This window comes from Streptomyces sp. NPDC088730, from assembly GCF_044751215.1.
Taxonomy (GTDB): domain Bacteria; phylum Actinomycetota; class Actinomycetes; order Streptomycetales; family Streptomycetaceae; genus Streptomyces.
This window is the reverse complement of sequence record NZ_JBIVLK010000003.1, coordinates 81,020-105,129: the sequence shown is the minus strand read 5'-3', so window position 1 is coordinate 105,129 and position 24,110 is coordinate 81,020. Positions and strand designations below refer to the sequence as shown.

Genomic DNA, 24,110 nt, shown 5'->3' with positions numbered 1-24,110 from the left:
CGGACTCAACCGGGCGCGTTGCGGCTGCGGAGGGCTGAAGGCGCGCGCCGCGATGGTGGGGTTCCGTCCTTTCTAGCTGCTCCGTTGACGACTGGTGGGGTGTGGGCATGGCCGCTCCTGTCCGCGTTCACTCGAATGGCACTCGAATGTATGGGTCGCGGGTGTGGTGCACGGGTGTGGATCGAATACGCGCGGGCCGCACCGATTGCATACGAACCGCGGGCGGACAGCCGCCGAACGGCGGACGAACCGACTACGGGGTCCGAGCCGGATCGCCTTGAACTGTCGTCCGAACGCATTCGTTCCGGGTACCGGATAAGCCTTCCCACGGATGCCGGTGGGCCAATCCGGTGGTTTGTTAACTACTCGGGCGTATCTGTGACGGTCTCAATGCGCCGGGCTCCGCCGCGCGTGCGCGGGGTCGCGGAAATCCGGTGCACGCGGGGACTGCGGGCGCCACTGGGAAGCCTTCCCTGCGGGGCGAAGGCCCACAAGGCCGTACGAGGTGAGGGAATCGGCCATAACGCCTGTGACGGATGTGCCTGGATCTACATCCCGTGCCTGGCGGTGCGCAGGAGCAGGGAGCGGAGGGGGCGGTCGGACCGCCGGGGTCGCACGCCGCCGGACGGCCGTGCGCCGTGGTTGCCGAGTGCGCACCCGGCTAACGTCGAGGGTGACGGAGCGGCGCACACCGTGGTGCGTCCCCTCGGATCCGGACGTCCCCTGTAAAGGTGGAACACGTGCAGGCCATTCGTCGATTCACCGTGCGTCCCGTCCTTCCCGACCCCCTTCAACCGCTCAGCGACCTCGCCCGCAATCTGCGCTGGTCCTGGCACACCGAGACCCGTGAGCTCTTCCAGGCCGTCGACCCGGTGGCCGGCCGGCCGGCGGACGGTGACCCCGTGCGCCTGCTCGGCGCCGTGTCCGCGGGCCGGCTCGCGGAGCTGGCCCGGGACGAGGAGTTCCTGCACCGGCTGACCGAGGTCTCCGCCGGTCTCCGGGACTACCTCCAGGGCCCCAGGTGGTACCAGGAGCAGCTGGCGCAGGGCGTCGCGCTGCCCGCCGCCATCGCCTACTTCTCACCCGAGTTCGGGGTCACCGCGGCCCTGCCGCAGTACTCCGGCGGCCTCGGCATCCTCGCCGGGGACCACCTCAAGGCCGCCAGCGACCTGGGCGTCCCCCTGGTCGGCGTCGGCCTGCTCTACCGCCACGGCTACTTCCGCCAGAGCCTCTCCCGGGACGGCTGGCAGCAGGAGCACTACCCCGTCCTCGACCCCAACGAGCTGCCGCTCACCCTGCTGCGCGAAGCCGACGGGACACCGAGCGAGGTGGTCCTGGCGCTCCCCGGCGGGCGCTCGCTGCGCGCCCACATCTGGCAGGCCCAGGTCGGCCGGGTGCCGCTCCTCATGCTCGACTCCGACGTCGAGGGCAACGCCCCCGGTGAACGCGAGGTCACCGACCGGCTGTACGGCGGCGGCAGCGAGCACCGGCTGCTCCAGGAAATACTGCTGGGCATCGGCGGCGTGCGCGCCGTGCGCAGCTACTGCCGGCTCACCGGCCACCCGGCGCCCGAGGTGTTCCACACCAACGAGGGCCACGCCGGATTCCTGGGCCTGGAACGCATCCGGGAGCTCTCCGGCGACGGCCTGGACTTCGCCGCCGCGGTGGAATCCGTACGGGCGGGCACCGTCTTCACCACCCACACCCCCGTGCCGGCCGGTATCGACCGGTTCGACCGCGAACTGGTCGCCCGTCACTTCGGTGACGACGGAGAGCTGCCCGGCGTCCCGGCCGAACGCATCCTGCACCTGGGCACGGAGACGTACGACGGCGGCGACCCCGGCGTCTTCAACATGGCCGTGATGGGACTGCGGCTCGCCCAGCGGGCCAACGGGGTCTCCACCCTGCACGGGGCGGTCAGCCGGGAGATGTTCGCCGGGCTCTGGCCGGGCTTCGACGCCCCTGAGGTGCCGATCACCTCCGTGACCAACGGGGTCCACGCCCCCACCTGGGTCGCCCCCGAGATCTACCGGCTGCGCACCGAGTCCGGCGGCACCCCGGGCCGGTGGGACTCCGCCGCCGACATCCCCGACCGGCAGCTCTGGGACGTGCGGCGGACGCTGCGCGAGCGGCTGGTGACCGAGGTGCGGGAGCGGCTGCACGCCTCCTGGCGCACCCGGGGCGCGGAGCCCGCCGAACTGGGCTGGATCGACGGCGTGCTCGACCCCGGCGTGCTGACGATCGGCTTCGCCCGCCGGGTGCCCTCGTACAAACGGCTGACGCTGATGCTGCGCGACCGCGACCGGCTGCGGAGGCTGCTTCTCCACCCGGAGCGGCCGATCCAGATCGTCGTGGCGGGCAAGGCGCATCCGGCCGACGACGGCGGGAAGCGGCTGGTCCAGGAGCTGGTCCGGTTCGCGGACGACCCCCGGGTGCGCCACCGCATCGTCTTCCTGCCCGACTACGGGATGGGGATGGCCCAGAAGCTCTACCCGGGCTGCGATGTCTGGCTGAACAACCCGCTGCGCCCGCTGGAGGCGTGCGGTACGAGCGGGATGAAGGCGGCACTCAACGGCTGCCTCAACCTCTCGGTCCTGGACGGGTGGTGGGACGAGTGGTTCGAGCCGGACTTCGGCTGGGCGATCCCGACGGCCGACGGCTCCGCCACGGACGAGGACCGGCGTGACGATCTGGAGGCCAACGCGCTCTACGAGCTGATCGAGGACCGGGTCGCCCCGCGCTTCTACGACCACGGGGGCGAGGGGCTCCCGGACCGCTGGATCGAGATGGTCCGACGCACCCTGGGCACCCTGGGCCCCAAGGTCCTCGCGGGGCGCATGGTCCGTGAGTACGTGGAGCGGCTCTACGCCCCCGCGGCCCTCGCCCAGCGCTCCCTGGACGCCACCACCGCACGCGAGCTGGCCGACTGGAAGGCCAGGGTCCGGGCGGCCTGGCCCCGGGTGGCGGTCGACCACGTCGAGGCGGTGACGCCCACCGGGGCGAGCGGCGGCTCCGCGGAGCTCGGCTCGACGCTGGCGCTGCGGGTCCGGATCACCCTCGGCGCGCTGGAGCCGGATGATGTGGAGGTGCAGGCGGTGGCCGGCCGGGTGGACGCCGCCGACGCCATCACCGAGGCGCAGATCTTCCCGCTGAAGCCGGCCGGCGGCCAGGACCTGGAGGGGCGGTGGCTGTACGACGGCCCGCTGGCCCTGGACCGCACGGGTCCCTACGGGTACACGGTGCGGGTGCTGCCGGCCCACCGGCTGCTGGCCGGTGGCGCCGAACTCGGCCTGGTCGCGCAGCCGGCGGGGGGCACCGGTGAGGGCGCGGGGCTGCTGATGCGCTGACGTCGCGTTCCGCGCTCCGGCGGGGGCCCGGCACCGGACGGCGGCTTCCGCCGCCCGGTGCCGGGCCCTTCGTCCTCTGAACACATGTGCTTGACGTGCTCATGCGATGCCTTTAAGTTCCTCACTCATCGCAGGGTTCACAACTCGACTCAGAGTTCATGTGTATGAACTCCACGGCTTTCGGGCCGAGTTGCCGGACCTCCCCCGCACCGGAAGGCACCCCCACATGCGCACCGGAACCATCGGACGCGGCCTCGGCCTCGCCACCGCTCTCGCGGCACTGATCACCGGCCTCTCGATGACCCCGGCCTCGGCCGGGCGGGCCGCCCCGCAGCCGGTCCCGGCGGCCGCCGCCCCGGCCGCCTTCACCCACCCCGGCGTCCTCGTCAGCCGTCCCCAGCTGGACTTCGTGCGCGCCAAGGTGCAGGCGGGAGCGCAGCCCTGGAAGGGCGCGTACGACCAGATGATGGCGAGCAAGTACGCCTCGCTCAGCCGGACGGCCAAGCCCAGGGCCGTCGTGGAGTGCGGTTCGTACTCCAACCCCAACTACGGCTGCACCGACGAGCGCGAGGACGCGATTGCCGCCTACACGCTCTCGCTCGCCTGGTACATCACCCAGGACAGCCGCTACGCCGCCAAGGCCATCGAGCTGATGGACGCCTGGTCGGCCGTGATCAAGGACCACACCAACAGCAACGCCCCGCTCCAGACCGGCTGGGCCGGCTCCTCCTGGCCGCGGGCCGCCGAGATCATCAAGTACACGTACAGCGGCTGGCCCAACGCGGGCCGGTTCGCCACCATGCTGCGCGACGTCTACCTGCCCAAGGTCATCAACGGGTCCAACAGCAACGGGAACTGGGAACTGAGCATGACCGAGGCCGCGATCGGCATCTCGGTCTTCCTGGAGGACCGCACCTCGTACGACAAGGCGGTCGGCAAGTTCCGCGGGCGGGTTCCCGCGTACATCTATCTGACCTCGGACGGGGCGCTGCCCAGGACCGCGCCGGGCAGCGGGCTCGACACCCGCGACAAGATCATCAACTACTGGCAGGGCCAGTCGATGTTCATGGACGGGCTCTCCCAGGAGACCTGCCGCGACCTCACCCACACCGGCTACGGACTCTCCGCCATCTCGCACATCGCGGAGACCAGTCGGATCCAGGGGCAGGACCTCTACCCGGAGATCGCGGACCGGCTGCGCCACGCCCTGGGCCTGCATGCCAAGTACCAGCTGGGGGCGGCGGTTCCGTCCTCGCTCTGCGGCGGATCGCTCAAGGACAGCCTCGGGCCGGTCACCGAGGTCGGGTTCAACGCGCTGCACAACCGGATGGGCATCGCGATGACCAACACCCAGACCCTCACGGAGCAGCGCAGGCCCGCGGGGACCGACAACCTGTTCGTCGCCTGGGAGACGCTGACCCACGCGGAGAACCCGAGCTGAGCGCGCGACCGCCCGGGAGGAGTCCGTACTCCTCCCGGGCGGGATGCCGCGTCAGCTGCGTGGCATGCGGTGCTGCCGGTTTCAGAAGGTGAGCTTGAAGCTGTTGATCTTCCCGGTGTCGCCCGAGTAGACGTCCTGGACCTTCAGCTTCCAGGTACCGTTCGCCACCTCGGAGGAGGCGTTGACCGTGTACGTGGTCTGGACGTTGTCCGCCGAGTCGGTGGAGGAGGAGTTCTTCAGCCGGTAGGCCGTGCCGTCCGGGGCGACCAGGTCGATGACCAGGTCACCGCGGTAGGTGTGGGTGATGTCCACGCCGACCTTGAGGGTGCTCGGGGCGTTGCCGGTGCGGCCGGTGACGTTGACCGAGCTGGTGACGGCCGAACCGTGGTCCGGGATGGCCGTGACGGTGGTGTTCTCGAAGACCGTGCCGCCGGGGTCCGTGCCGCCGCCGGGACGGGCGCCGACGTTGATGCCGGCCCAGGCGTCGGCCACGGCCTTGTACTCGGCGCTGGTCGTGCCGTACAGCTCACCGGCCGCGGCGAGCGTGCCCGTACGGGCACCCGCGTAGTTGGTGGTGGAGCTGAACTTGGTGGTGAGCGCCTTGAACCAGATCAGCGCGGCCTTGTCGCGGCCGATGCCGGTCACCGGCAGGCCGTCGGAGGTCGGGGAGTTGTACGAGACGCCGTTGATGGTCTTGGCGCCGCTGCCCTCCGAGAGCAGGTAGAAGAAGTGGTTGGCCGGGCCCGACGAGTAGTGCACGTCGACGTTCCCGATGCCGGAGTACCAGGCGTCCTTGGACAGTCCGTCCCTGCTCGGCTTGTCCTGGTAGCGCAGCGGGGTGCCGTCGCCGTTGATGTCGATCTTCTCGCCGATGAGGTAGTCGCCCTTGTCGCTGGCGTTGTTGGAGTAGAACTCGACGGCGGTGGCGAAGATGTCGCTGGTCGCCTCGTTGAGGCCGCCGGACTCACCGCTGTAGTTCAGACCCGCGGTGTTCGAGGTGACGCCGTGCGTCATCTCGTGCGCGGCCACGTCCAGCGCGGTCAGCGGGGAGGCGTTCCCGCTGCCGTCGCCGTACGTCATGCAGAAGCAGCTGTCGTCCCAGAAGGCGTTGACGTAGCTGTTGCCGTAGTGGACGCGGGAGTACGCGCCGACGCCGTCACCCCTGATGCCCGTCCGGCCGTGGACGTTCTTGTAGTAGTCCCACGTCTCGGCCGCACCGTAGTGCGCGTCGGCTGCGGCGGTCTCGGCGTTCTGGGGGGTGCCGTCACCCCAGATGTCGTCCGAGCCGGAGAAGAGGGTGCCCGTACCCGACGAACCGTGGTTCAGGTTGTACGTCTTGTGGTTGCCGCGGGTGGTGTCGGTCAGGTTGTAGGACCCCGAGGTGTTGAGCGTGACCTGCCCGCTGTACTCGGTGTTGCCGGTGCCCTTCTCGATGCCCTGCCACTCGTAGAGCTTCGCGCCGGTGGTCGCGTCCGTGACGACGTGCAGCGCGTTGGGGGTGCCGTCGTCCTGGAGCCCGCCGACCACGGTCTCGTAGGCGAGCTGCGGTGTGCCGCTCGCCATCCAGACGACCTTGCGGGGCGCCTTCTCGGCAGCGGTCTTCGCCGAGCCGTCGGCCTTCGCGGCGCCGAGTGCCTGCTTCTCGGCCGCCGCCGGGGCGACCTTCGCGGTCGTGTCCACGGCCTTCAGCTGGGCGGTGGTCGCCTTGGACGCCTTGGTGACGCTCTGGGTCGCGCCCGCCTTCGACGCCTCGACGATCAGGTCGCCGCCGAGCACCGGGAGCCCGCCGAAGGTGCGCTCGTAACGGGTGTGCGTGGTGCCGTCGTTGTCCTGGATCACGTCCCGGACGACGAGCTTCTCCTGCGAGCCGAGACCGAGGTCCTTGGCGGTGGCCGCCTTGCTCGCGTTCGCCTCGCGGATCAGCTCCGCGCGCTGGGAGGGGGAGAGCTGCCGGGGCAGTGCGCCGTGGTCGGCGCCCGCGGATGCCGCGGCGGTGATGGCGGCGGCGCCGGTGTCGCCGGCCGGTGTTGCGGTGGCTGTGCCGGTCTGGACTCCGGCGGCCAGGAGAGCTGCTGCGGCTATCAGAGCGCCGGTCGCGGTGGTACGACGGCTGGGCGTGGATCTCACGCGGACTCCTTCTGCAAGGGGGGTACCGGCGGCTGAGTGAGCCGTCCGGGCAGAGCAGGCAGTGCGCAGAACGGGGTGAACAGTGTCAGCAGAAGGGTGTTGCTGTCAGGACCGCGTCAACAAGATGGCCGGAATTCGTCCGTTGCGGTAATGGTCATGTTCGTTAAGCGGACGTTTCGCCGATCATCACCGCGATGCCGTCCAGAGTCCTGCGGAGCCCGAATTCGAAGAGGACGCCGAGGTACGGCTCGAAGTCTCGTGTTCGAAAAGACGGTGAAGAACCGGGAAGTGACCACCTGTCGAGACAGCTTCGAACTGTGGCTCGTTCCGCGTCATCCACTCCTCGTCCGAAAGCCCGGTGTCCTGGAGCGCCCGCGCCTCCATGCCGGGCGCCGGCGCCACCGCCTGGACCATCCACGGATGCCGCCCGTACATCGCGCGCAGCCGGCGGGAGGCGAGTTGCAGCCCGGTCCGCCGGCGCTGCGGTACGGGTCCGAGCGGACGCTCACCGAGGGCCGCCTCCGACATCAGCCGCACCGGCTCGGCCTTGCCCGGGACATGGCGGTACAGCGCCATCGTGGACGTGCCCACACCGTCGCGGCCCGCCGCGTCGACACCGACGGCAGCCCCTCGGGTCGGGCAGTCCGACGGCGGCGCCCACGATCCGTTCGAGGTTCAGCGCCGGGCCCTCCCGGCGGCCGCGCGCCGCGGTCCACGCTCCGTGATCACGGTGCCGACGCCCGGCACGGACAGCGCCAGGCCCTCCGCGCGCAGCACGGACAGCGCCTTCGTGGCCGTCGCCATGGCGACACCCCACTCCCCGCCGACACCGCGCCGGGCATCGTCCCACGCCGCCGTTCCGCCCCGGTGCGCCCGCACCGGGGCACCCGCGTGTCCTGGTGCCTGCCCACCACGCACCGGTCCGTGCCGATCACGTCCGGAACCGGCGGTCTCGGCAGCGCACCCCGCCGCTCAGACCAGGCTCTCCCGCCACACCCGGTGCAGCCCCGCGAACCGGCCCGTGCCGCCGATGAGTTCGGCGGGGGCGCCGTCCTCCACGATGCGGCCGTGCTCCATCACCAGGACCCGGTCCGCGATCTCCACGGTCGACAGCCGGTGGGCGATCACCACCGCGGTGCGGCCGTGCAGCACGGTGTCCATCGCCCGCTGCACCGCCCGCTCGCCCGGGATGTCGAGGGAGCTGGTCGCCTCGTCGAGGATCAGCACCGCCGGGTTCGCCAGCAGGGCGCGGGCGAAGGCGACCAGTTGGCGCTGGCCGGCCGAGATCCGGCCGCCCCTCTTGCGCACGTCGGTGTCGTAGCCGTCGGGCAGGCCGCTGATGAACTCGTGGGCGCCGATCGCCTTCGCGGCCCGCTCGATCTCCTCGCGGGTCGCGTCCGGGCTGCCGATCGCGATGTTCTCGGCGACGGTCCCCGAGAACAGGAACGCCTCCTGGGTCACCATCACCACCCCGCGCCGCAGTTCGGGTACGGCGAGGTCCCGCAGATCGGTGCCGTCCAGCAGCACCCGGCCCTCGGTCGGGTCGTAGAAGCGGGCCAGCAGCTTGGCGAGCGTCGACTTTCCGGCGCCCGTCGAACCGACCACGGCCATCGTCTGGCCGGCCGGAACGGTCAGATCGAAGCGGGGGAGCACCTCACCGCCCGTGCGGTAGGCGAAGCTCACCGCCTCGAAGACCACCTCGCGGCCCGGCAGTTCGCCCTCCAGCGGCGGCAGCTCCCTCGGTTGCAGGGCCTCCGGGACCGTGGGGGTCTGGGCCAGCAGGCCCGCGATCTTCGCCAGTGAGGCCGCCGCCGACTGGTAGGAGTTCAGGAACATGCTCAGCCGGTCGATCGGGTCGTACAGCCGCCGCAGATAGAGCACCACCGCGGCCAGCACCCCGAGGGCCAGGGTGCCGGAGGCGACGCGGTAGGCACCCCACAGCACGATGGCGGCCACCGCGGTGTTGGCGATCAGCCGGGACCCGGCGACGTACCGCGCGTTCTCGATCATCGCGTCGCCGTTGGTGCGCCGGTGCTCGTGGTTCAGTTCCTGGAACACCGTGTCGTTGGCCGGCTCCCGGCGGAACGCCTGGACGGGCCGGATGCCGTTCATCGTCTCCGCGAACTTCACGATGACCGCGGCGATCGCCGTCGAGCGGGCGGCGAAGATGACGCCGGCCCGGCGCTGGTACTGCCGTACCAGCAGGTACAGCGGGGCGAAGGAGAGCACGGCGACGGCGCCCGTCGCGAAGTCCAGCCAGAGCAGCACCAGGGAGATGGAGACGAAGGAGAGGACGACCCCGATCAGCTCCTGGAGCCCCTCGCTGAGCAGCTCCCGCAGCGACTCCACATCGGTGGTGGAGCGGGAGATCAGCCGGCCGGAGGTGTACCGCTCGTGGAAGTCCACGCTCAGGGCCTGGGCATGGCGGAAGATCCGGCCGCGCAGATCGAGCAGGGCGTCCTGGTTGACCCTCGCCGCAGCTCTGATGAACGCGTACTGCATGGCTCCCGCGCCGGCCGCGCAGAGGGCGTAGCCGGTGCCCACGGCGATCAGCGGCCCGTAGTCCTCGTCCCGGAACGCGGGCACCCCGCTGTCGATGGCGTACGCGACGAGCAGCGGGCCCGCCTGCACCGCGATCTGCTGGACCAGCAGGAAGAGCGCGGCCACCACGACCCGGGCGCGGTGCGGGCGGAGCAGCGACAGGAGCAGCTCGCGCGTCGCGCTACGGGCAGTGGGGAGGTCGTCGCGGTCGAAGGAGTCCTTGGGGGCCGGGGCCGGCGCGGGCTTCTCTTCGCCCTCTTCCGTGGGCCGTCCCGTCGTGGTGCTGGTCATCGGCTGCTGCCCTCCTCGGCAGGGGCGTACACGTCCAGGATGTCGGTGCCGGGGCCCGCCGGGAACGCGTCCACGGCGTCCGGGAGCTCCGCGCCGGACATCAGCCAGGCGTACTCGGCGCTGCTTCGCAGCAGTTCCTGATGGGTGCCGACCGCGCTGATCCGGCCCTCCGACAGGAGCGCCACCCGGTCCGCGAGCATCACGGTGGACGGCCGGTGGGCCACCACCACCGCCGTGGTCTCCTTCAGCACACTGCGCAGCGCCGCCTCGACCAGCGTCTCCGTGTGCACGTCCAGCGCGGAGAGCGGGTCGTCGAGCACCAGGAAGCGCGGCCGGCCGACGACGGCGCGGGCCAGCGCGAGGCGCTGGCGCTGACCGCCGGAGAGGCTCAGCCCCTGCTCACCGACCTGGGTGCCGGTGCCGTGCGGCAGATCGTGGACGAAGTCGGCCTGCGCGACCGAGAGCGCCCGCCGCAACGCGTCCTCACCGGCGCCCTCCGCACCCATCAGGACGTTCTCCGCCACACTCGCGGAGAAGAGCGTCGGCTCCTCGAACGCCACGGACACCAGCTCCCGCAGCCGCTCGCGCGGCATCGCCGTGATGTCCTCCCCGTCCAGGGTGATCCGCCCCGAAGTGGCGTCGTGCAGCCGGGGCACCAGCGCGGTGAGCGTGGTCTTGCCGCTGCCCGTGGCCCCGACCAGGGCCATTGTCTCGCCGGGCCGGATCCGCAGATCGATCCGGTCCAGCACGGCGGCGGAGTCCGGCGCCGCGTCCGGGTAACGGAACCGGACCCCCTCGAAGACCATGCCGCCCGCCCCGGACTCCGCACCGGACGGGCCCGCCGGCCGGTGCGTCGCGGTCTCCTCCTCCTCGGCCACGTCCATCACCTCGAAGAACCGGTCGGTCGCCGACGCCGACTCCTGGGAGATCGCCAGCAGGAAGCCGATCGACTCGACCGGCCAGCGCAGCGCCAGCGCCGTGGAGAGGAAGGCGACCAGCGTGCCCGCCGAAAGACCGCCGTCCGCCACCTCGATCGTGCCGAGCACCAGCGCCGCTCCGATGGCGAGTTCGGGGATCGTCGTGATGAGGGCCCAGATGCCCGCGAGCAGCCGCGCCTTGTCCAGCTCCGTGGACCGCAGCCGCTGGGCGAGGGCGCGGAACGCCAGGGCCTGGCTGCGGTGCCGGCCGAAGCCCTTCACGATCCGGATGCCGAGCACGCTCTCCTCGACCACCGTCGTCAGATCGCCGACCTGGTCCTGGGCCTTGCGCGCCACCAGCGAGTACTTCGCCTCGAAGACCGAGCAGACGATCATCAGCGGCACGACGGGGACCAGCAGCACCAGGCCGAGCGTCCACTCCTGGCCGAGCAGAATCACGAACCCGGCGACGATCGTGGTGGAGTTGACCACCAGATAGATCAGCGGAAAGGCCAGGAACATCCGCACCAGCATCAGGTCCGTGGTCCCGCGCGACAGCAGCTGGCCCGACGGCCACCGGTCGTGGAAGGCCACCGGCAGCCGTTGCAGATGCCGGTACAGGGCGGCCCGCATCGACGCCTCGACGTCGGCCAGCGGACGCGCCACCACCCAGCGCCGGAGGCCGAACAGGACCGCCTCCGCGATTCCGAGCAGCAGCAGGTACAGCGCCCCGAGCCAGACGCCGCCCGGATCCCGGCCGGCGACCGGGCCGTCGACCATCCACTTCAGCACGAACGGGATCACCAGCCCGAGGCACGAGGCGACGACCGCGATCAGGACCGCGGACGCGAGCCGGACCCGCACCGGCTTCACATACGGCCACAGCCGCATCAGGGAGTTGGCGGTGGACCGGTCCTTGGGCTCTACATGTTCTTCGGGCATCGGGCGCGAGCCTACGGTTCACCACTGACATCGTTCATCTGGTTTTTCCTTCCGGTCCCGGCGGCCGCCGGGACCGGAACGGTCGTAGTCCGGCATCAGCCGATCGGCTGATGCCGGTTCGAGCGCGATGGTGGATTGAGCGCGCGGGCCGGGGCCGGGACGCTCGTGTCATGGCAATCATCGAAGTGGCCGGGGTGCGCAAGGCCTACGCCGGACGCCCCGCGGTGGACGGGGTGAGTTTCACCGTCGAGGAGGGGGAGATCTTCGGGATCCTCGGTCCCAACGGCGCCGGCAAGACCACCACCGTCGAATGCGTCGAGGGACTGCGGGTCCCCGACTCCGGTACGGTCCGCGTGGCCGGGCTCGACCCCGTCGCCGACCACGACCGGGTGACGCTGCTGCTCGGCGCCCAGCTCCAGGAGAGCGAACTCCAGCCCAAGATCACGGTGGGCGAGGCGCTGGAGCTCTACAGCGCGTTCTACCCGGACCCCGCCGACTGGCGGTCGCTGGCCGAACGGCTCGGCCTGCACACCAGGCTCACCACCCGCTTCGGCCGGCTCTCCGGCGGCCAGAAGCAGCGGCTGTCCATCGCGCTCGCCCTCGTCGGCAGTCCCCGGGTCGTGGTCCTCGACGAGCTGACCACCGGCCTCGACCCGCGCGCCCGGCGCGACACCTGGAAGCTGATCGAGGAGGTACGCGACAGCGGCGTCACGGTGCTGCTCGTCACCCACTTCATGGAGGAGGCCCAGCGGCTCTGCGACCGGATCGCCGTGATCGACAAGGGCCGGCTCGCCGCCCTCGACACCCCCTCCGGGCTGATCGCCAGGGCCGGCAGCTCCACGGTCATCTCGTTCACGCCCTCGCGGCCGCTCGACGAAGAGCTGACCGGGCTGCCCGGCGCGGCCTCGTGCGACAGCCGGGGCGGCCGCATCGTCATCAACGGCACCGACGAGACCGTCAACGCCGTCATCTCGCTGCTGGCCCGGCTCCGTATCACCGCGCACCAACTGCGCGTCTCCGAAGCCACCCTGGACGACGCGTTCCTCGACCTCACCGAGCACTCCGGCCCGGCCGCCGGCTACGAACCCACGGAACGGGGAGTCTGAGATGGCTGCTTCGCACACCGCCCCCGCACGCACCCCCCGCCCCGCCCCCGCCGGCGCCTCGTTCGCGGTCCTCAGGTCCGAGACCCGGCTCTTCCTGCGCGAACCCGGCAGCCTCTTCTGGATCCTGGTCTTCCCGACCGTGCTGATGACGGTCCTGGGACTGATCCCGTCCTTCCGGGAGCACGACGACGGGCTCGGCGGCCGGCGCGTGATCGACCTCTACGTCCCCGTGGCGGTGCTGCTCGCCATGATCATGGCGGGGCTCCAGGCGATGCCGCCCGTACTGACCGGCTACCGCGAGCGCGGCATCCTGCGCCGGATGTCCGTCACTCCGGTGCGGCCGGCGGCCCTGCTCGGCGCGCAGATCGTCCTGCACGGTGTCGCGGCGCTCGGTTCCGCCGTGCTGGTGATGGCGGTCGGCCGGATCGCGTTCGGTGTGCGGCTGCCCGGACAGCCCTTCGGCTACCTGCTGGCGCTGCTGCTGGCGGTCGCCTGCGTGCTGGCCCTGGGCTCGCTGGTCTGCGCGGTCTCCCGCACCACCAAGATCTCGGCCGCCATCGGCTCGGTCGTCTTCTTCCCGATGATGTTCACGGCGGGCGTCTGGGTGCCGGTGCAGGCCATGCCAGGCACCCTCCGCCACATCGTCCAGGCCACCCCGTTCGGCGCGGCCTCCCAGGCGCTGGACCGGGCGGCCTCCGGAGCCTGGCCGAGCTGGGGCTGCCTCGGGGTGATGGTGCTGTGGGCGGTGGCGGTGGCGGCGGTCGCGATCCGCACGTTCCGCTGGGAGTAGGGGACCGGGGAGACTTCAGCCATGTGGGTGGATGAGCGGGAAGCCGTGTCCGGGGCGCCGACGGCCGAGCAGTGGTGGGAGCGGTTCTTCCGGTACGGACCGTACGGGCTGCTCGCCCTGGCCACCGCGGTCTCGGCCGTGACCGGTGACCTGATCATGTCCCGCCAGGACATGTACGCCGTCTCGGTCCTCGTTCCGCTGGCCCTCGTCCTCCAGCTCTGGTGGGGACGGACGTGGACGGCGGCGGGGTCGCGGGCGGCGCAGTCCTACTTCGTCGTCCGCACCCTGCTGGCCTTCTGGCTGACCTGGTGCAACCCGTTCTTCGCCATCTTCACGACGCTCGGCTACTTCGACGCCGCCCGGCTGCTCCCGCGCAGGGGCGTCAGGGCCGGGCTGCTGGCCACCGCCGCCATCATGGCGGGCTCACAGTCCGGCAGCGGACTGCCGCCCGTCAGCCTCATGAACTGGATCGCCTTCGTCATCCTCTTCGCCCTGCACGGGACCCTCACCATGGTCTTCGCCCAGATCGGCAGCCGGGAGGCGGAGCAGTCCCGTACCCGGGACGAGACCATCGCCGCCCTGGAGCTGGCCAACGCCCGGCTCGAACAGGCCATGGCGGAGAACGCCGGACTGCACGCCCAGCTCCTGGTCCAGGCCCGTGAGGCCGGCGTGGCCGACGAGCGGAGCCGGATCGCCGCCGAGATCCACGACACCATCGCCCAGGGGCTGACCGGAATCATCGCCCAGCTCCAGGCCGTGACGTCGGCGGCGGTCACCGATCCGGAGCTGGCCGGGGAGCACCTCCTGCGGGCCACCGCGCTGGCCAGGCACAGCCTGGGCGAGGCGCGCCGCTCCGTGCACAATCTGGTGCCGGCCGCGCTGGAGCACGACGATCTGCCCGGCGCCCTCAGGAAGACGGTCACCACCTGGTCGGAGCGGACCGGCGTCCGGGCCGAGTTCACCGTCACCGGCACGGCGGAGCCGCTGCACGACGAGGTCGGCGCCACCCTGCTCCGGATCGCGGAGGAGGCCCTCGCCAACGCCGGCCGCCACGCCGCCGCCTCCCGGACCGGCGTCACCCTGTCCTACATGGGCGACGAGATCACCCTCGACGTGCGGGACGACGGTCGCGGCTTCGACCCCGGCGCGGTGCGGCCGTACCGGGGCGCCGGCGGATTCGGGCTCGGCGGCATGCGGGCGCGTGCCGAACGGATCGCGGGCACGGTCGAGGTGGAGACGGGCCCCGGTCTCGGCACCGCGGTCTGCGCCCGGGTCCCGCTGGTCCGCGACGACCGGGACGCCGTCGGGTGACCTCCGGCCGGCAGGCGGGCGCGGGCACAGTACGGTGGGCCGCTATGGCTGAGGAACCCGCGCGCGTCTTCACCCTGATCGTCGTCGACGACCACCCCGTCGTACGGGACGGGCTGCGCGGGATGTTCGCGTCCGCGCCGGAGTTCGAGGTGCTCGGCGAGGCGGCCGACGGGGTCGAGGGCGTCGAGATGGCCGTCCGGCTCGACCCCGACGTCGTCCTGATGGACCTCCGGATGCCCGGCGGCGGCGGAGTCGCGGCCATCACCGAACTGACCCGGCGCGGCGCCCGCTCCAGGGTCCTGGTCCTCACCACGTACGACACCGACTCCGACACCCTGCCCGCGATCGAGGCGGGTGCGACCGGATACCTGCTCAAGGACGCTCCGCGCGAGGAGCTGTTCACCGGAGTGCGCGCCGCCGCCGACGGCCGCACCGTCCTGTCGCCCGCCATCGCGTCCCGGCTCGTCTCCCGGGTGCGCGCGCCCGCCGCGGCCGGCGGTGAGACGCTCTCCGCGCGGGAGCGCGAAGTGCTCGAACTCGTCGCCAGGGGGACGTCGAACCGGGAGATCGCCGCCCTGCTGTTCATCAGCGAGGCCACGGTGAAGACGCACCTCACCCATGTCTTCGCCAAGCTGGGCGCCAAGGACCGCGCGGCGGCCGTCGCCGTCGCGTACGAGCGGGGAATCCTGGGCTGAGTGCCCGGCTCACTCCCGTACCCGCAGCAGCAGGAACGATCGCGAGGGCACCGTGAGAGCGGAGTCGCCCCGGTGGACCGTGCCCGGTGCGGTGGACTGGTCCTCCCGCGCGGTGTCCAGGACCAGTTCGTAGTCCCGCGCCCACGGCGGCCCCGGCAGCCGGAAGTCCACCGGACGGTCACCGGCGTGCAGCACCGCGAGGAAGCTGTCGTCGGTCACCGGCTCGCCCCGGGCGTCCCGGCCCGGGATGTCCCGGCCGGAGAGGTAGAGCCCGACCGTCGCGGCCGGGGCGTACCAGTCCTGCTCCGTCATCTCGGCCCCCTGCGGGGTGAACCACGCCAGATCCCGCAGCCCGTCCGGGGCCTGAGGCCGGCCGGAGAAGAAGGCGCGGCGGCGCAGCACCGGATGGGCGTGGCGCAGCGCCAGCACCCGGGCCGTCAGCTCGGTCAGCGCCCGCCACCGCGGCTGCTCCAGCAGCGACCAGTCGACCCAGCTGACCTCGTTGTCCTGGCAGTAGGCGTTGTTGTTGCCGCCCTGGGTGCGGCCCATCTCGTCGCCCGCGACCAGCATCGGAACCCCCGTGGACAGCAGCAGGGTGGTGAGCAGGTTGCGCAGCTGGCGCAGGCGCACCGCGTTGACCTGGGGGTCGTCGGTCTCGCCCTCGGCGCCGCAGTTCCAGGACCGGTTGTCGGAGGTGCCGTCGCGGTTGCCCTCGCCGTTGGCCTCGTTGTGCTTCTGCTCGTAGCTCACCAGGTCGCGCAGGGTGAAGCCGTCGTGCGCGGTGACGAAGTTGACCGAGGCGTACGGGCGGCGGCCGCCCCACGCGTACAGGTCGCTCGATCCGGTCAGCCGGTAGCCGAGATCGCGTACGTCGGGCAGCGCGCCGCGCCAGAAGTCCCGCACGGCGTCGCGGTAGCGGTCGTTCCACTCGGTCCACAGCGGCGGGAAGGCGCCGACCTGGTAGCCGCCGTTGCCCACGTCCCACGGCTCCGCGATCAGTTTCACCCGGCGCAGCACCGGGTCCTGGGCGATCACCGCGAGGAACGGGGAGAGCATGTCCACGTCGTGCATCGAGCGGGCGAGCGCCGCCGCCAGGTCGAAGCGGAAGCCGTCCACGCCCATCTCGGTGACCCAGTACCGCAGTGAGTCGGTGATCAGCCGCAGCACGTTCGGCTGCACCACGTGCAGGGTGTTGCCGCAGCCGGTGTAGTCGGCGTATCTGCGGGCGTCGGACTGGAGCCGGTAGTAGCCGCGGTTGTCGATGCCGCGCAGTGACAGCGTCGGGCCCAGCTCGCCCGCCTCCGCCGTGTGGTTGTAGACCACGTCGAGGATCACCTCGATCCCGGCGTCGTGCATGGCGCGGACCATCCGTTTGAACTCGCCGACCTGCTGGCCCGCGGTGCCGCTCGCGCAGTAGCCGGCGTGCGGGGCGAAGTAGCCGATCGAGTTGTATCCCCAGTAGTTGTGCAGCCCCCGCCGCAGCAGATGGTCCTCATGGGCGAACTGATGGACCGGCAGCAGCTCCACGGCCGTCACCCCGAGGTGCTTCAGATGCCCGATCGCCACGGGGTGCGCGAGTCCGGCGTAGGTGCCCCGCAGCTCCTCCGGGATGCCCGGGTGGCGCTCGGTGAAGCCGCGCACGTGCAGTTCGTAGATGACGGAGTCGGCCCAGGGCGTCTTGGGCCGCCGGTCCTCGGCCCAGTCGTCGTCATCGTGGACGACCACCCCCTTGGGGACGTACGGAGCGGAGTCCCGTTCGTCGCGCACGGTGTCCGCGGCCTGCTGCTCGGGCCAGTCCCTCACATGGCCGTACACCTCGGCCGGAAGGGTGAAATCGCCGTCCACGGCCCGTGCGTACGGATCGAGGAGCAGCTTGGCCGGGTTCCAGCGGGCGCCCGTCCACGGGTCCCAGCGGCCGTGCACCCGGTAGCCGTAGCGCTGACCGGCCCGCACACCGGGTACGAAGCCGTGCCAGATCTCGTGGGTCAGCTCGGTCAGCGGCAGCCGGGTCTCGGTGCCGTCCTCCTCGAAGAGGCACAGCTCCACGGCCTCCGCCCCGCCCGCCCAGAGCGCGAAGTTGGTGCCCGCCACCCCGTCGGGCCCCACCCGGTAGCGGGCTCCGAGCGGCATCGGCGTACCGGGCCACACGGCGGGCGCCCGCTGCCCGGGGGCGGTGGCGGGCCGTTCCACCGCCCGGCCGGCCGGTCTCGGACCCGTCTTCGGCACTGCCTCCTGCTCGGCTGCGCTCGACACCTGCTCGCCTCCCGCGGCTCTTGGGGGACCGGCACCGAAAGGGAGCGCGCGGCGTCCCGGCCGCGGCTCCCCGAGTGTGGTCGTCCCCTCTGTTCTGCCCACGAGTGGCCCCGCACTCACGTTTCCCTCCGGCGGCCCCGGTCGTTGGGGGGACGTGAACCACGTAGCGAAGAAGGCAGGCGCGAGACAGGCCACCGTGCTGAGACGGCCGGGACTGCTCGTCGTACTGGCCGTACTGGTTGTTCTGACCGGCTGTTCGGGTGCCGGTTCGATCATCGGCGGGAAGTCCCGGTCGCCGCAGGAGGCGATCCGGATCACCCCGCGGGACCGGGCAGAGGACGTGAAGGCGGACAGCAAGGTCGAGGTGAAGGTCCCGGACGGGCGGCTGGAGAGCGTCAAGGTGACCCGGATCGAGGACGCGCAGCGGCAGGAGCTGAGGGGCCTGATCGCGAAGGACGGCCTTTCGTGGACGCCACAGACGACGCGGGGCGCGGCGGGCCGGCTCGGGCTCGCCGCCAAGTACAGCGTCGACGCGGTGGCGGTGGACGGCGCCGGACACCGCTCCGCCCGCCACACCACCTTCACCACGGTGGTGCCCGAGCACCGCTTCATCGGCTACTTCAAGCCGGAGAACCGGTCCACGGTCGGCACCGGCATGATCGTCTCCTTCGAGTTCAGCCGCCCGGTCACCCGCAGGGCGGCCGTGCAGCGGGCCATCCGGGTGACCAGCGATCCGCCGGTCGAGGTGGCCGGGCACTGGTTCGGTGCCGACCGGCTGGACTTCCGCCCGGCCGCGTACTGGGAGCCGGGAACCGAGGTCACCGTCGAGGTGGGGCTGCGCGATGTGGAAGGGGCGCCGCAGGTGTACGGCAGCCAGCGCAAGACCGTGCGCTTCACTGTGGGCCGGGATCAGATGTCCCGGGTGGATTCGGCCGCGCACACCATGCAGGTGCGCCGGGACGGGGAGATCGTCTCCACGGTCCCGATCACGGCGGGCTCCCCGACGACGACCACGTACAACGGCAAGATGGTGGTCAGCGAGATGCACGAGGTGACCCGGATGGACGGGCGGACCGTCGGCTTCGGCGGCGAGTACGACATCAAGGACGTGCCGCACGCGATCCGGCTCACCGAGTCCGGCACCTTCCTGCACGGCAACTACTGGTCGGACGAGGACATCTTCGGCTCGACCAACGTCAGCCACGGCTGCATCGGGCTCCGTGACGAGCGGGGCGGCAGCGGGTCCACCCCGGCCGGCTGGTTCTTCGACCGGACCCTCATCGGTGACGTCGTCGAGGTCGTCAACTCCAAGGACAAGCAGGTGGCACCGGACAACGGGCTGAGCGGCTGGAACATGAACTGGCAGCAGTGGAAGGCGGGTTCCGCCGTCCACTGAGCCGTCCTGGGGCCCTCGCCGGTCTGTCCCGGAGCCTTCGCCGTCCCGTCCGGGAGCCTTCCGGCCCCTCTCGGAGCCTCCGGGAGGGGCCGGGCCGCCGCCCCGTGCAGCCCCTCGCGCGGACGGAGCCTCCGACCAGGGCAAGTCCTGAACCAGTTGGGACGGAACGGTGACATTCCGGAGGAGATCTGTCCGCAGCCGGTGTGATTATCTTTCGCTGAGCGCGCATATGCAGCGCGCGGGGGCGGGAGCCTGCGAGCTCCCAGGGCCGGCCTTGGCGGGGCCAGGCCGTGCGAGGGGAGACGACCACATTGAACGGGCAGCCGATATCGGGGACATCGGTCAGGGCGGACAGCGGGCGGCGCGGACGCGGGCCCACCGGGCTGCTGGCCCTGGTGCTGGGCGCGCTGCTGCTGCTGGTGACGGCGTGCGGCGGCGAGGACAGCGGGGACGCGAGCAAGGGCGGCGCCGGCAAGGGCGGGGCCGGGTCCGGTGACACCAGCGCCTCCCAGGCCGTGGTGAAGGTCGCCCCGCAGGACGGTGCCGACTCCGTCGCCACCAGCGGGGCGCTGAAGATCTCGGCCGAGCAGGGGAAGCTCTCCACGGTCAAGGTCTCCGACCCCAAGGGGGCCGAGGTCGAGGGGAAGATCGCGGCGGACGGCGCGAGCTGGGAGCCGGACCAGCACCTGGCCTCGGCGACCAAGTACAAGGTCCACGCCGTGGCCAAGGACGAGAAGGGCCGTGAGTCCGCCAAGGACACCGCGTTCACCACGCTGGTCCCGAAGAACACCTTCATCGGGCAGTACACCCCGGAGGACGGTTCCACGGTCGGTGTCGGCATGCCGGTCTCGATCCACTTCACCCGCGGCATCACCGACCCGGAGGCCGTCGAGAAGGCCATCAAGGTGACCGCGGAGCCGGCCGTCGAGATCGCGGGCCACTGGTTCGGCAACGACCGCCTGGACTTCCGGCCGCAGGACTACTGGGCGGCCGGCACCAAGGTGACCGTGAAGCTCAACCTCGACGGCGTCGAGGGGCGCCCGGGGGTCTACGGCAAGCAGGCCAAGACGGTGTCGTTCACCGTCGGCCGCCGCCAGGTCAGCACCGTGGACGCGGACACGCACCGGATGAAGGTCGTCCGCGACGGCAAGCAGATCAAGGACATCGCGATCTCCGCCGGTGCCCCGGCCACCACCACGTACAACGGCAAGATGGTCATCAGCGAGAAGCTCCGGGTGACCCGGATGAACGGTGACACCGTCGGCTTCGGCGGTGAGTACGACATCAAGGACGTGCCGCACGCGATGCGCCTGTCCACGTCCGGCACCTTCATCCACGGCAACTACTGGGGCGGTTCCGGCGTCTTCGGCAACACCAACACCAGCCACGGCTGCGTCGGCATGCTGGACGCGCGGGGCGGCGGTGACCCGAGCACCCCGGCGGCCTGGTTCTTCAACAACTCGCTCATCGGCGACGTCGTGGTCGTGACGAACTCCCACGACAAGACGATCCCGCCGGACAACGGCCTCAACGGCTGGAACATGGACTGGGCGCAGTGGACCAAGTAACCCCGCGGCACTGACCACGGACACGCATGACGCCGGCCCCCGGACCACACTGTGGTCCGGGGGCCGGCGTCATGCGTGCGGCTCGGGTCACTCCGCCCGGGGCGACGCGGGCGGGGGCAGGATCTGGCGCAGCGGGGTGCGGGCCGGCCGGGGACGCCACTCCCGCGGGTATCCGATCGACACCTCCTCGAAGCGGACCCCGTCGTGCCAGGTCACCCGGGGGATGTGGAGGTGGCCGTAGACGGCGGCGACCGCCCGGAAGCGCAGGTGCCAGTCGGCGGTCAGCGTGGTGCCGCACCACTGGGCGAACTCGGGGTGGCGCAGCACCAGCGTGGGGTCCCGCACCAGCGGATAGTGGTTGACCAGCACCGTGCCGTACCGGGGGTCGACGGCCGCGAGCCGCTCCTCGGTGAGGGCTACCCGGGCCCGGCACCAGGCGTCACGCGAGGGGTACGGGTCGGGGTGGAGCAGGAACTCGTCGGTGCACACCACCCCCGACTCGTGGGCCACCCGCAGGGATTCCTCCTTGGTGCCGGTCCCGGGCGCGAAGAAGGAGTAGTCGTACAGCACGAACAGCGGGGCGACCGTGACGGGTTCCTCCCCGCCGTGCCAGACCGGGTACGGGTCCTCCGGGGTCAGTACCCCGAGGCTCCGGCACACCTCGACCAGGGCCTGGTAGCGGGCGACGCCGCGCAGGGTGACGGGGTCGGAGGGGTGGGTCCACAACTCGTGGTTTCCGGGGGTCCAGATGACCTTGCTGAACCGTTTCGAGAGCAGTTCCAGCGCCCAGGCGATGTCCTCGAACTTCTCGCCGACGTCCCCGGCGACGAGCAGCCAGTCCTCGTCGGACTCCGGCCGGAGCGATTCCGTGATGCGCCGGTTCTCCGGATGGGCGATGTGCTGGTCGCTGAGCGCGAGCAGCTTTCCGTGGGACACCGAGGCCAGTCCTTCCAGTCCGTGCTGACGTGACGTGCGGCTTCACTGTGGAGACCGGAATTCCGGAATCGTATACCTGAGGGCCCGCGCGGGTCCGGCGTTCGGCGGGTGGCGCCCGTGATCCGCCGCGAAGCGGTGGCTGCCGGGCCACGACTCCTGGCACAGTGGTGCGCAGGCAGTCGCGGGGCGGGTCCGGAGTGGTGTACGAGGTCCGGGCCCGGCCGCTGCGGCAGGGGTGTCCCGGGGTTTCGTTGAGAGGTTGGTTCTGATGGTCACCGGTCGTGTGGTGCGGTTCGACGGCGTCAAGGGTTATGGGTTCATCGCTCCCGATCACGGGGGCGAGGACGTCTTCCTGCATGTGAACGACCTCCGTATCCCCGAGGCCTCCCTCAGGCCCGGTCTGCTGGTGGGGTTCGAGATCGAGCAGGGCGACCGGGGGCTGAAGGCGTCCGCGGTGCAGCTCGCCCCCGGCAGCGGCAACGCGGCCCCGGCCGCCGGTTTCCATGGGCGCTCCGATTCCGCTGCCAGGCAGGTCGCGGACGGCGACGACGTGCTGTGCGATGTGCTCAACTCACGGGAGTACGTGCGGGAGGTGACGGAGGTGCTGCTGGAGGCGGCGCCCGGTCTCACCGCGGCGCACATCCTCCAGGCACGCCAGGGCTTGCTGCAGTTCGCCAAGCAGCACGGCTGGGTCGAGGGCTGAGAGCCGGCCGGGGGCTGGGGTCTGCGACCAACGGCACCGGCCCCCGGCCGGGCGCCGGTGCCGACCGGCCGGCACGTGGGGGGCGGGGTCTAACCTGCCTCCCATGACCGTAACCCTCGAAGTAAGCGGCGGCGTCGGCACGATCCGGCTGGACCGTCCGCCGATGAACGCTCTGGACATCGCCACCCAGGACCGGCTGCGCGAGCTGGCGGAGGAGGCCTCCGGGCGCGACGACGTGCGCGCCGTGGTGCTCTACGGCGGCGAGAAGGTGTTCGCGGCGGGCGCGGACATCAAGGAGATGCAGGTGATGGACCACCCGGCGATGGTGGTCCGGTCCAAGGCGCTGCAGGAGTCCTTCACCGCGGTGGCCAGGATCCCCAAGCCCGTCGTCGCGGCCGTCACCGGCTACGCGCTCGGAGGCGGCTGCGAGCTGGCCCTCTGCGCCGACTTCCGGATCGCCGGGGACAACGCCAAGCTCGGGCAGCCGGAGATCATGCTCGGACTGATCCCGGGGGCCGGCGGCACCCAGCGGCTGGCCCGTCTGGTGGGCCCCGCGAAGGCCAAGGACCTGATCTTCACCGGCCGCCATGTGAAGGCCGAAGAGGCGCTGGCCATGGGTCTGGTGGACCGGGTCGTACCGGCCGCCGAGGTGTACGAGCACGCGCACGCCTGGGCCGCGAAGCTGGCGAAGGGCCCCGCCCTCGCGCTGCGCGCCGCCAAGGAGGCGGTGGACGCCGGACTGGAGACGGACATCGACACGGGTCTCACGATCGAACGAACCTGGTTCGCCGGACTCTTCGCCACGGAGGACCGGGAGCGCGGTATGCGCAGCTTCGTGGACGAAGGACCGGGCAAGGCCAAATTCCTCTGACCGAACGCCAGTTGGGAACAGATCACGGCGCGTTCATCCGTGCGGGCGGATTAGCTGAGCCTTAAGGCAACCTTAAGGCTCAGCGCTCCCTCAGTGCCGGTAAACCCGCTCGGATGCGGCGTTCGCGCAGGTCAGCGGGGGCGCGAATGGGGGCGTTCTGCCCGTGGCATATGCCAGCAGGTCCCTGCGGAATCGCTGATTCCGGGGTGGGGATTCCCTCGGAACGGCCCCGGAGTGTCCGCCGTGCGGCCATGATGGTGTCCATGGCGGGCCTGGAGGGTGTGGAGCAGCCGCGACAGCGCAGCGGCGCGGCAGCGGCACGGAGGATGCCGGCCGTGGAGGACGAACAGGCGTTCAAGGCGCTGGAGTTGTTCGGGAACCCGACGGAGGACGAGGTCCGGCTGCCCTCCCGCCCGGAATCCGCGGCCACCGCCCGCCGGCTCACCTCCTGTGTGGTGCTGCGGCAGTGGGCGCTCTCCCCGCAGACCGGCGAGTACGCCGTGCTGCTCGTCTCCGAACTCGTCGGCAACGCGGTGCGGCACACCGGTGCCAGGGTCTTCGGGCTGCGAATGCTGCGCCGCCGCGGCTGGATCAGGATCGAGGTGCGCGACCCCTCGCGCGGACTGCCCTGCCTCATGCCCGTACAGGCGATGGATATCAGCGGGCGGGGCCTCTTCCTCGTCGACAAGCTCTCCGACCGGTGGGGTGTGGATCTGCTGCCGCGCGGCAAGATCACCTGGTTCGAGATGCGGATCTCCGACCGCTGACGGCCCCCGGGCGGCAGGCCGCTCGGGCTGCTGACACACAGAAGCCCCCGGTTCGGCCGTGGTGCGGCGCTGCGGGGGCTGCTGTGTGGGGGCCGTGACATGGGGGGT

General features: G+C 71.4%; 18 protein-coding genes. 11 read left to right on the top strand and 7 right to left on the bottom strand.

Annotation, left to right across the window (positions count from 1 at the left end):
* Positions 1-740 precede the first annotated feature (740 nt).
* Both glgP and ACIP89_RS12445 read left to right on the top strand, forming a co-directional pair.
* Complete coding sequence (gene glgP, locus ACIP89_RS12450; protein WP_402114718.1) at positions 741-3,347, top strand: alpha-glucan family phosphorylase; 2,607 nt, start codon at positions 741-743, stop codon at positions 3,345-3,347.
* Between the two features lie 226 nt (positions 3,348-3,573).
* Positions 3,574-4,788: an alginate lyase family protein gene (locus ACIP89_RS12445; RefSeq protein ID WP_402114715.1), complete on the top strand. Its 1,215-nt coding sequence runs from the start codon at positions 3,574-3,576 to the stop codon at positions 4,786-4,788.
* Positions 4,789-4,869: 81 nt separating this feature from the next.
* On the opposite strand, the gene ACIP89_RS12440 is transcribed toward ACIP89_RS12445, so the two are convergent.
* The 5 genes from ACIP89_RS12440 to ACIP89_RS12420 form a co-directional block, all read right to left on the bottom strand.
* The gene (locus tag ACIP89_RS12440) at positions 4,870-6,915 is read right to left on the bottom strand and encodes a M4 family metallopeptidase (protein ID WP_401920224.1); all 2,046 of its coding nucleotides are present in this window, start codon (positions 6,913-6,915) and stop codon (positions 4,870-4,872) included.
* A 186-nt stretch (positions 6,916-7,101) separates the two neighbouring features.
* On the bottom strand, positions 7,102-7,506 hold the full coding sequence (locus tag ACIP89_RS12435; RefSeq protein ID WP_402114713.1) for a hypothetical protein: 405 nt from the start codon (positions 7,504-7,506) through the stop codon (positions 7,102-7,104).
* Between the two features lie 84 nt (positions 7,507-7,590).
* Positions 7,591-7,719: a hypothetical protein gene (locus ACIP89_RS12430; protein ID WP_401928042.1), complete on the bottom strand. Its 129-nt coding sequence runs from the start codon at positions 7,717-7,719 to the stop codon at positions 7,591-7,593.
* 168 nt (positions 7,720-7,887) lie between these two features.
* On the bottom strand, positions 7,888-9,747 hold the full coding sequence (locus ACIP89_RS12425) for an ABC transporter ATP-binding protein (RefSeq protein WP_402114710.1): 1,860 nt from the start codon (positions 9,745-9,747) through the stop codon (positions 7,888-7,890).
* Complete coding sequence (locus tag ACIP89_RS12420) at positions 9,744-11,606, bottom strand: ABC transporter ATP-binding protein (RefSeq protein ID WP_402114708.1); 1,863 nt, start codon at positions 11,604-11,606, stop codon at positions 9,744-9,746. The genes ACIP89_RS12425 and ACIP89_RS12420 overlap by 4 nt, the downstream gene beginning before the upstream one ends.
* Positions 11,607-11,776: 170 nt before the next feature.
* Here ACIP89_RS12420 and ACIP89_RS12415 point away from each other — a divergent pair, with 170 nt between their 5' ends.
* From ACIP89_RS12415 to ACIP89_RS12400, 4 genes are read left to right on the top strand one after another with little or no spacing between them, the layout of a single operon-like run.
* Entirely contained in the window at positions 11,777-12,712 is a 936-nt protein-coding gene (locus ACIP89_RS12415) for an ABC transporter ATP-binding protein (RefSeq protein ID WP_402114705.1), read from the top strand.
* A gap of 1 nt (position 12,713) precedes the next feature.
* Positions 12,714-13,502 carry an ABC transporter permease gene (locus ACIP89_RS12410; RefSeq protein WP_401928048.1) on the top strand — a complete coding sequence of 263 codons (789 nt, stop codon included), beginning with the start codon at positions 12,714-12,716 and terminating at the stop codon, positions 13,500-13,502.
* A 21-nt stretch (positions 13,503-13,523) separates the two neighbouring features.
* Complete coding sequence (locus ACIP89_RS12405; RefSeq protein ID WP_402114703.1) at positions 13,524-14,813, top strand: sensor histidine kinase; 1,290 nt, start codon at positions 13,524-13,526, stop codon at positions 14,811-14,813.
* 44 nt (positions 14,814-14,857) lie between these two features.
* A complete protein-coding gene (locus tag ACIP89_RS12400; protein WP_402114700.1) occupies positions 14,858-15,508 on the top strand; it encodes a response regulator in 651 nt (216 codons plus the stop codon).
* Positions 15,509-15,517: 9 nt separating this feature from the next.
* Here the strand turns inward: ACIP89_RS12400 and glgX are convergent, their stop codons facing one another.
* Positions 15,518-17,761, bottom strand: a complete 2,244-nt coding sequence (glgX, locus tag ACIP89_RS12395) for a glycogen debranching protein GlgX (protein WP_402114697.1) — start codon at positions 17,759-17,761, stop codon at positions 15,518-15,520.
* Positions 17,762-17,915: 154 nt separating this feature from the next.
* Between glgX and ACIP89_RS12390 the strand changes: the two genes are divergently transcribed.
* Entirely contained in the window at positions 17,916-19,157 is a 1,242-nt protein-coding gene (locus ACIP89_RS12390) for an Ig-like domain-containing protein (RefSeq protein WP_402114695.1), read from the top strand.
* Positions 19,158-19,468: 311 nt separating this feature from the next.
* Entirely contained in the window at positions 19,469-20,725 is a 1,257-nt protein-coding gene (locus ACIP89_RS12385) for an Ig-like domain-containing protein (protein WP_401920201.1), read from the top strand.
* Positions 20,726-20,812: 87 nt separating this feature from the next.
* Here ACIP89_RS12385 and ACIP89_RS12380 read toward each other — a convergent pair whose 3' ends face one another.
* Positions 20,813-21,661, bottom strand: coding sequence for a metallophosphoesterase family protein (locus ACIP89_RS12380; RefSeq protein WP_402114692.1), 849 nt, complete (start codon positions 21,659-21,661; stop codon positions 20,813-20,815).
* A gap of 268 nt (positions 21,662-21,929) precedes the next feature.
* On the opposite strand from ACIP89_RS12380, the gene ACIP89_RS12375 reads away from it, so the two are divergent.
* The 3 genes from ACIP89_RS12375 (at position 21,930) to ACIP89_RS12365 (ending at position 24,002) form a co-directional block, all read left to right on the top strand.
* A complete protein-coding gene (locus ACIP89_RS12375) occupies positions 21,930-22,364 on the top strand; it encodes a cold-shock protein (protein ID WP_401920197.1) in 435 nt (144 codons plus the stop codon).
* Positions 22,365-22,467: 103 nt separating this feature from the next.
* A complete protein-coding gene (locus tag ACIP89_RS12370) occupies positions 22,468-23,235 on the top strand; it encodes an enoyl-CoA hydratase/isomerase family protein (protein ID WP_401928062.1) in 768 nt (255 codons plus the stop codon).
* A 251-nt stretch (positions 23,236-23,486) separates the two neighbouring features.
* Complete coding sequence (locus tag ACIP89_RS12365; RefSeq protein WP_401928065.1) at positions 23,487-24,002, top strand: ATP-binding protein; 516 nt, start codon at positions 23,487-23,489, stop codon at positions 24,000-24,002.
* Positions 24,003-24,110: the final 108 nt, after the last annotated feature.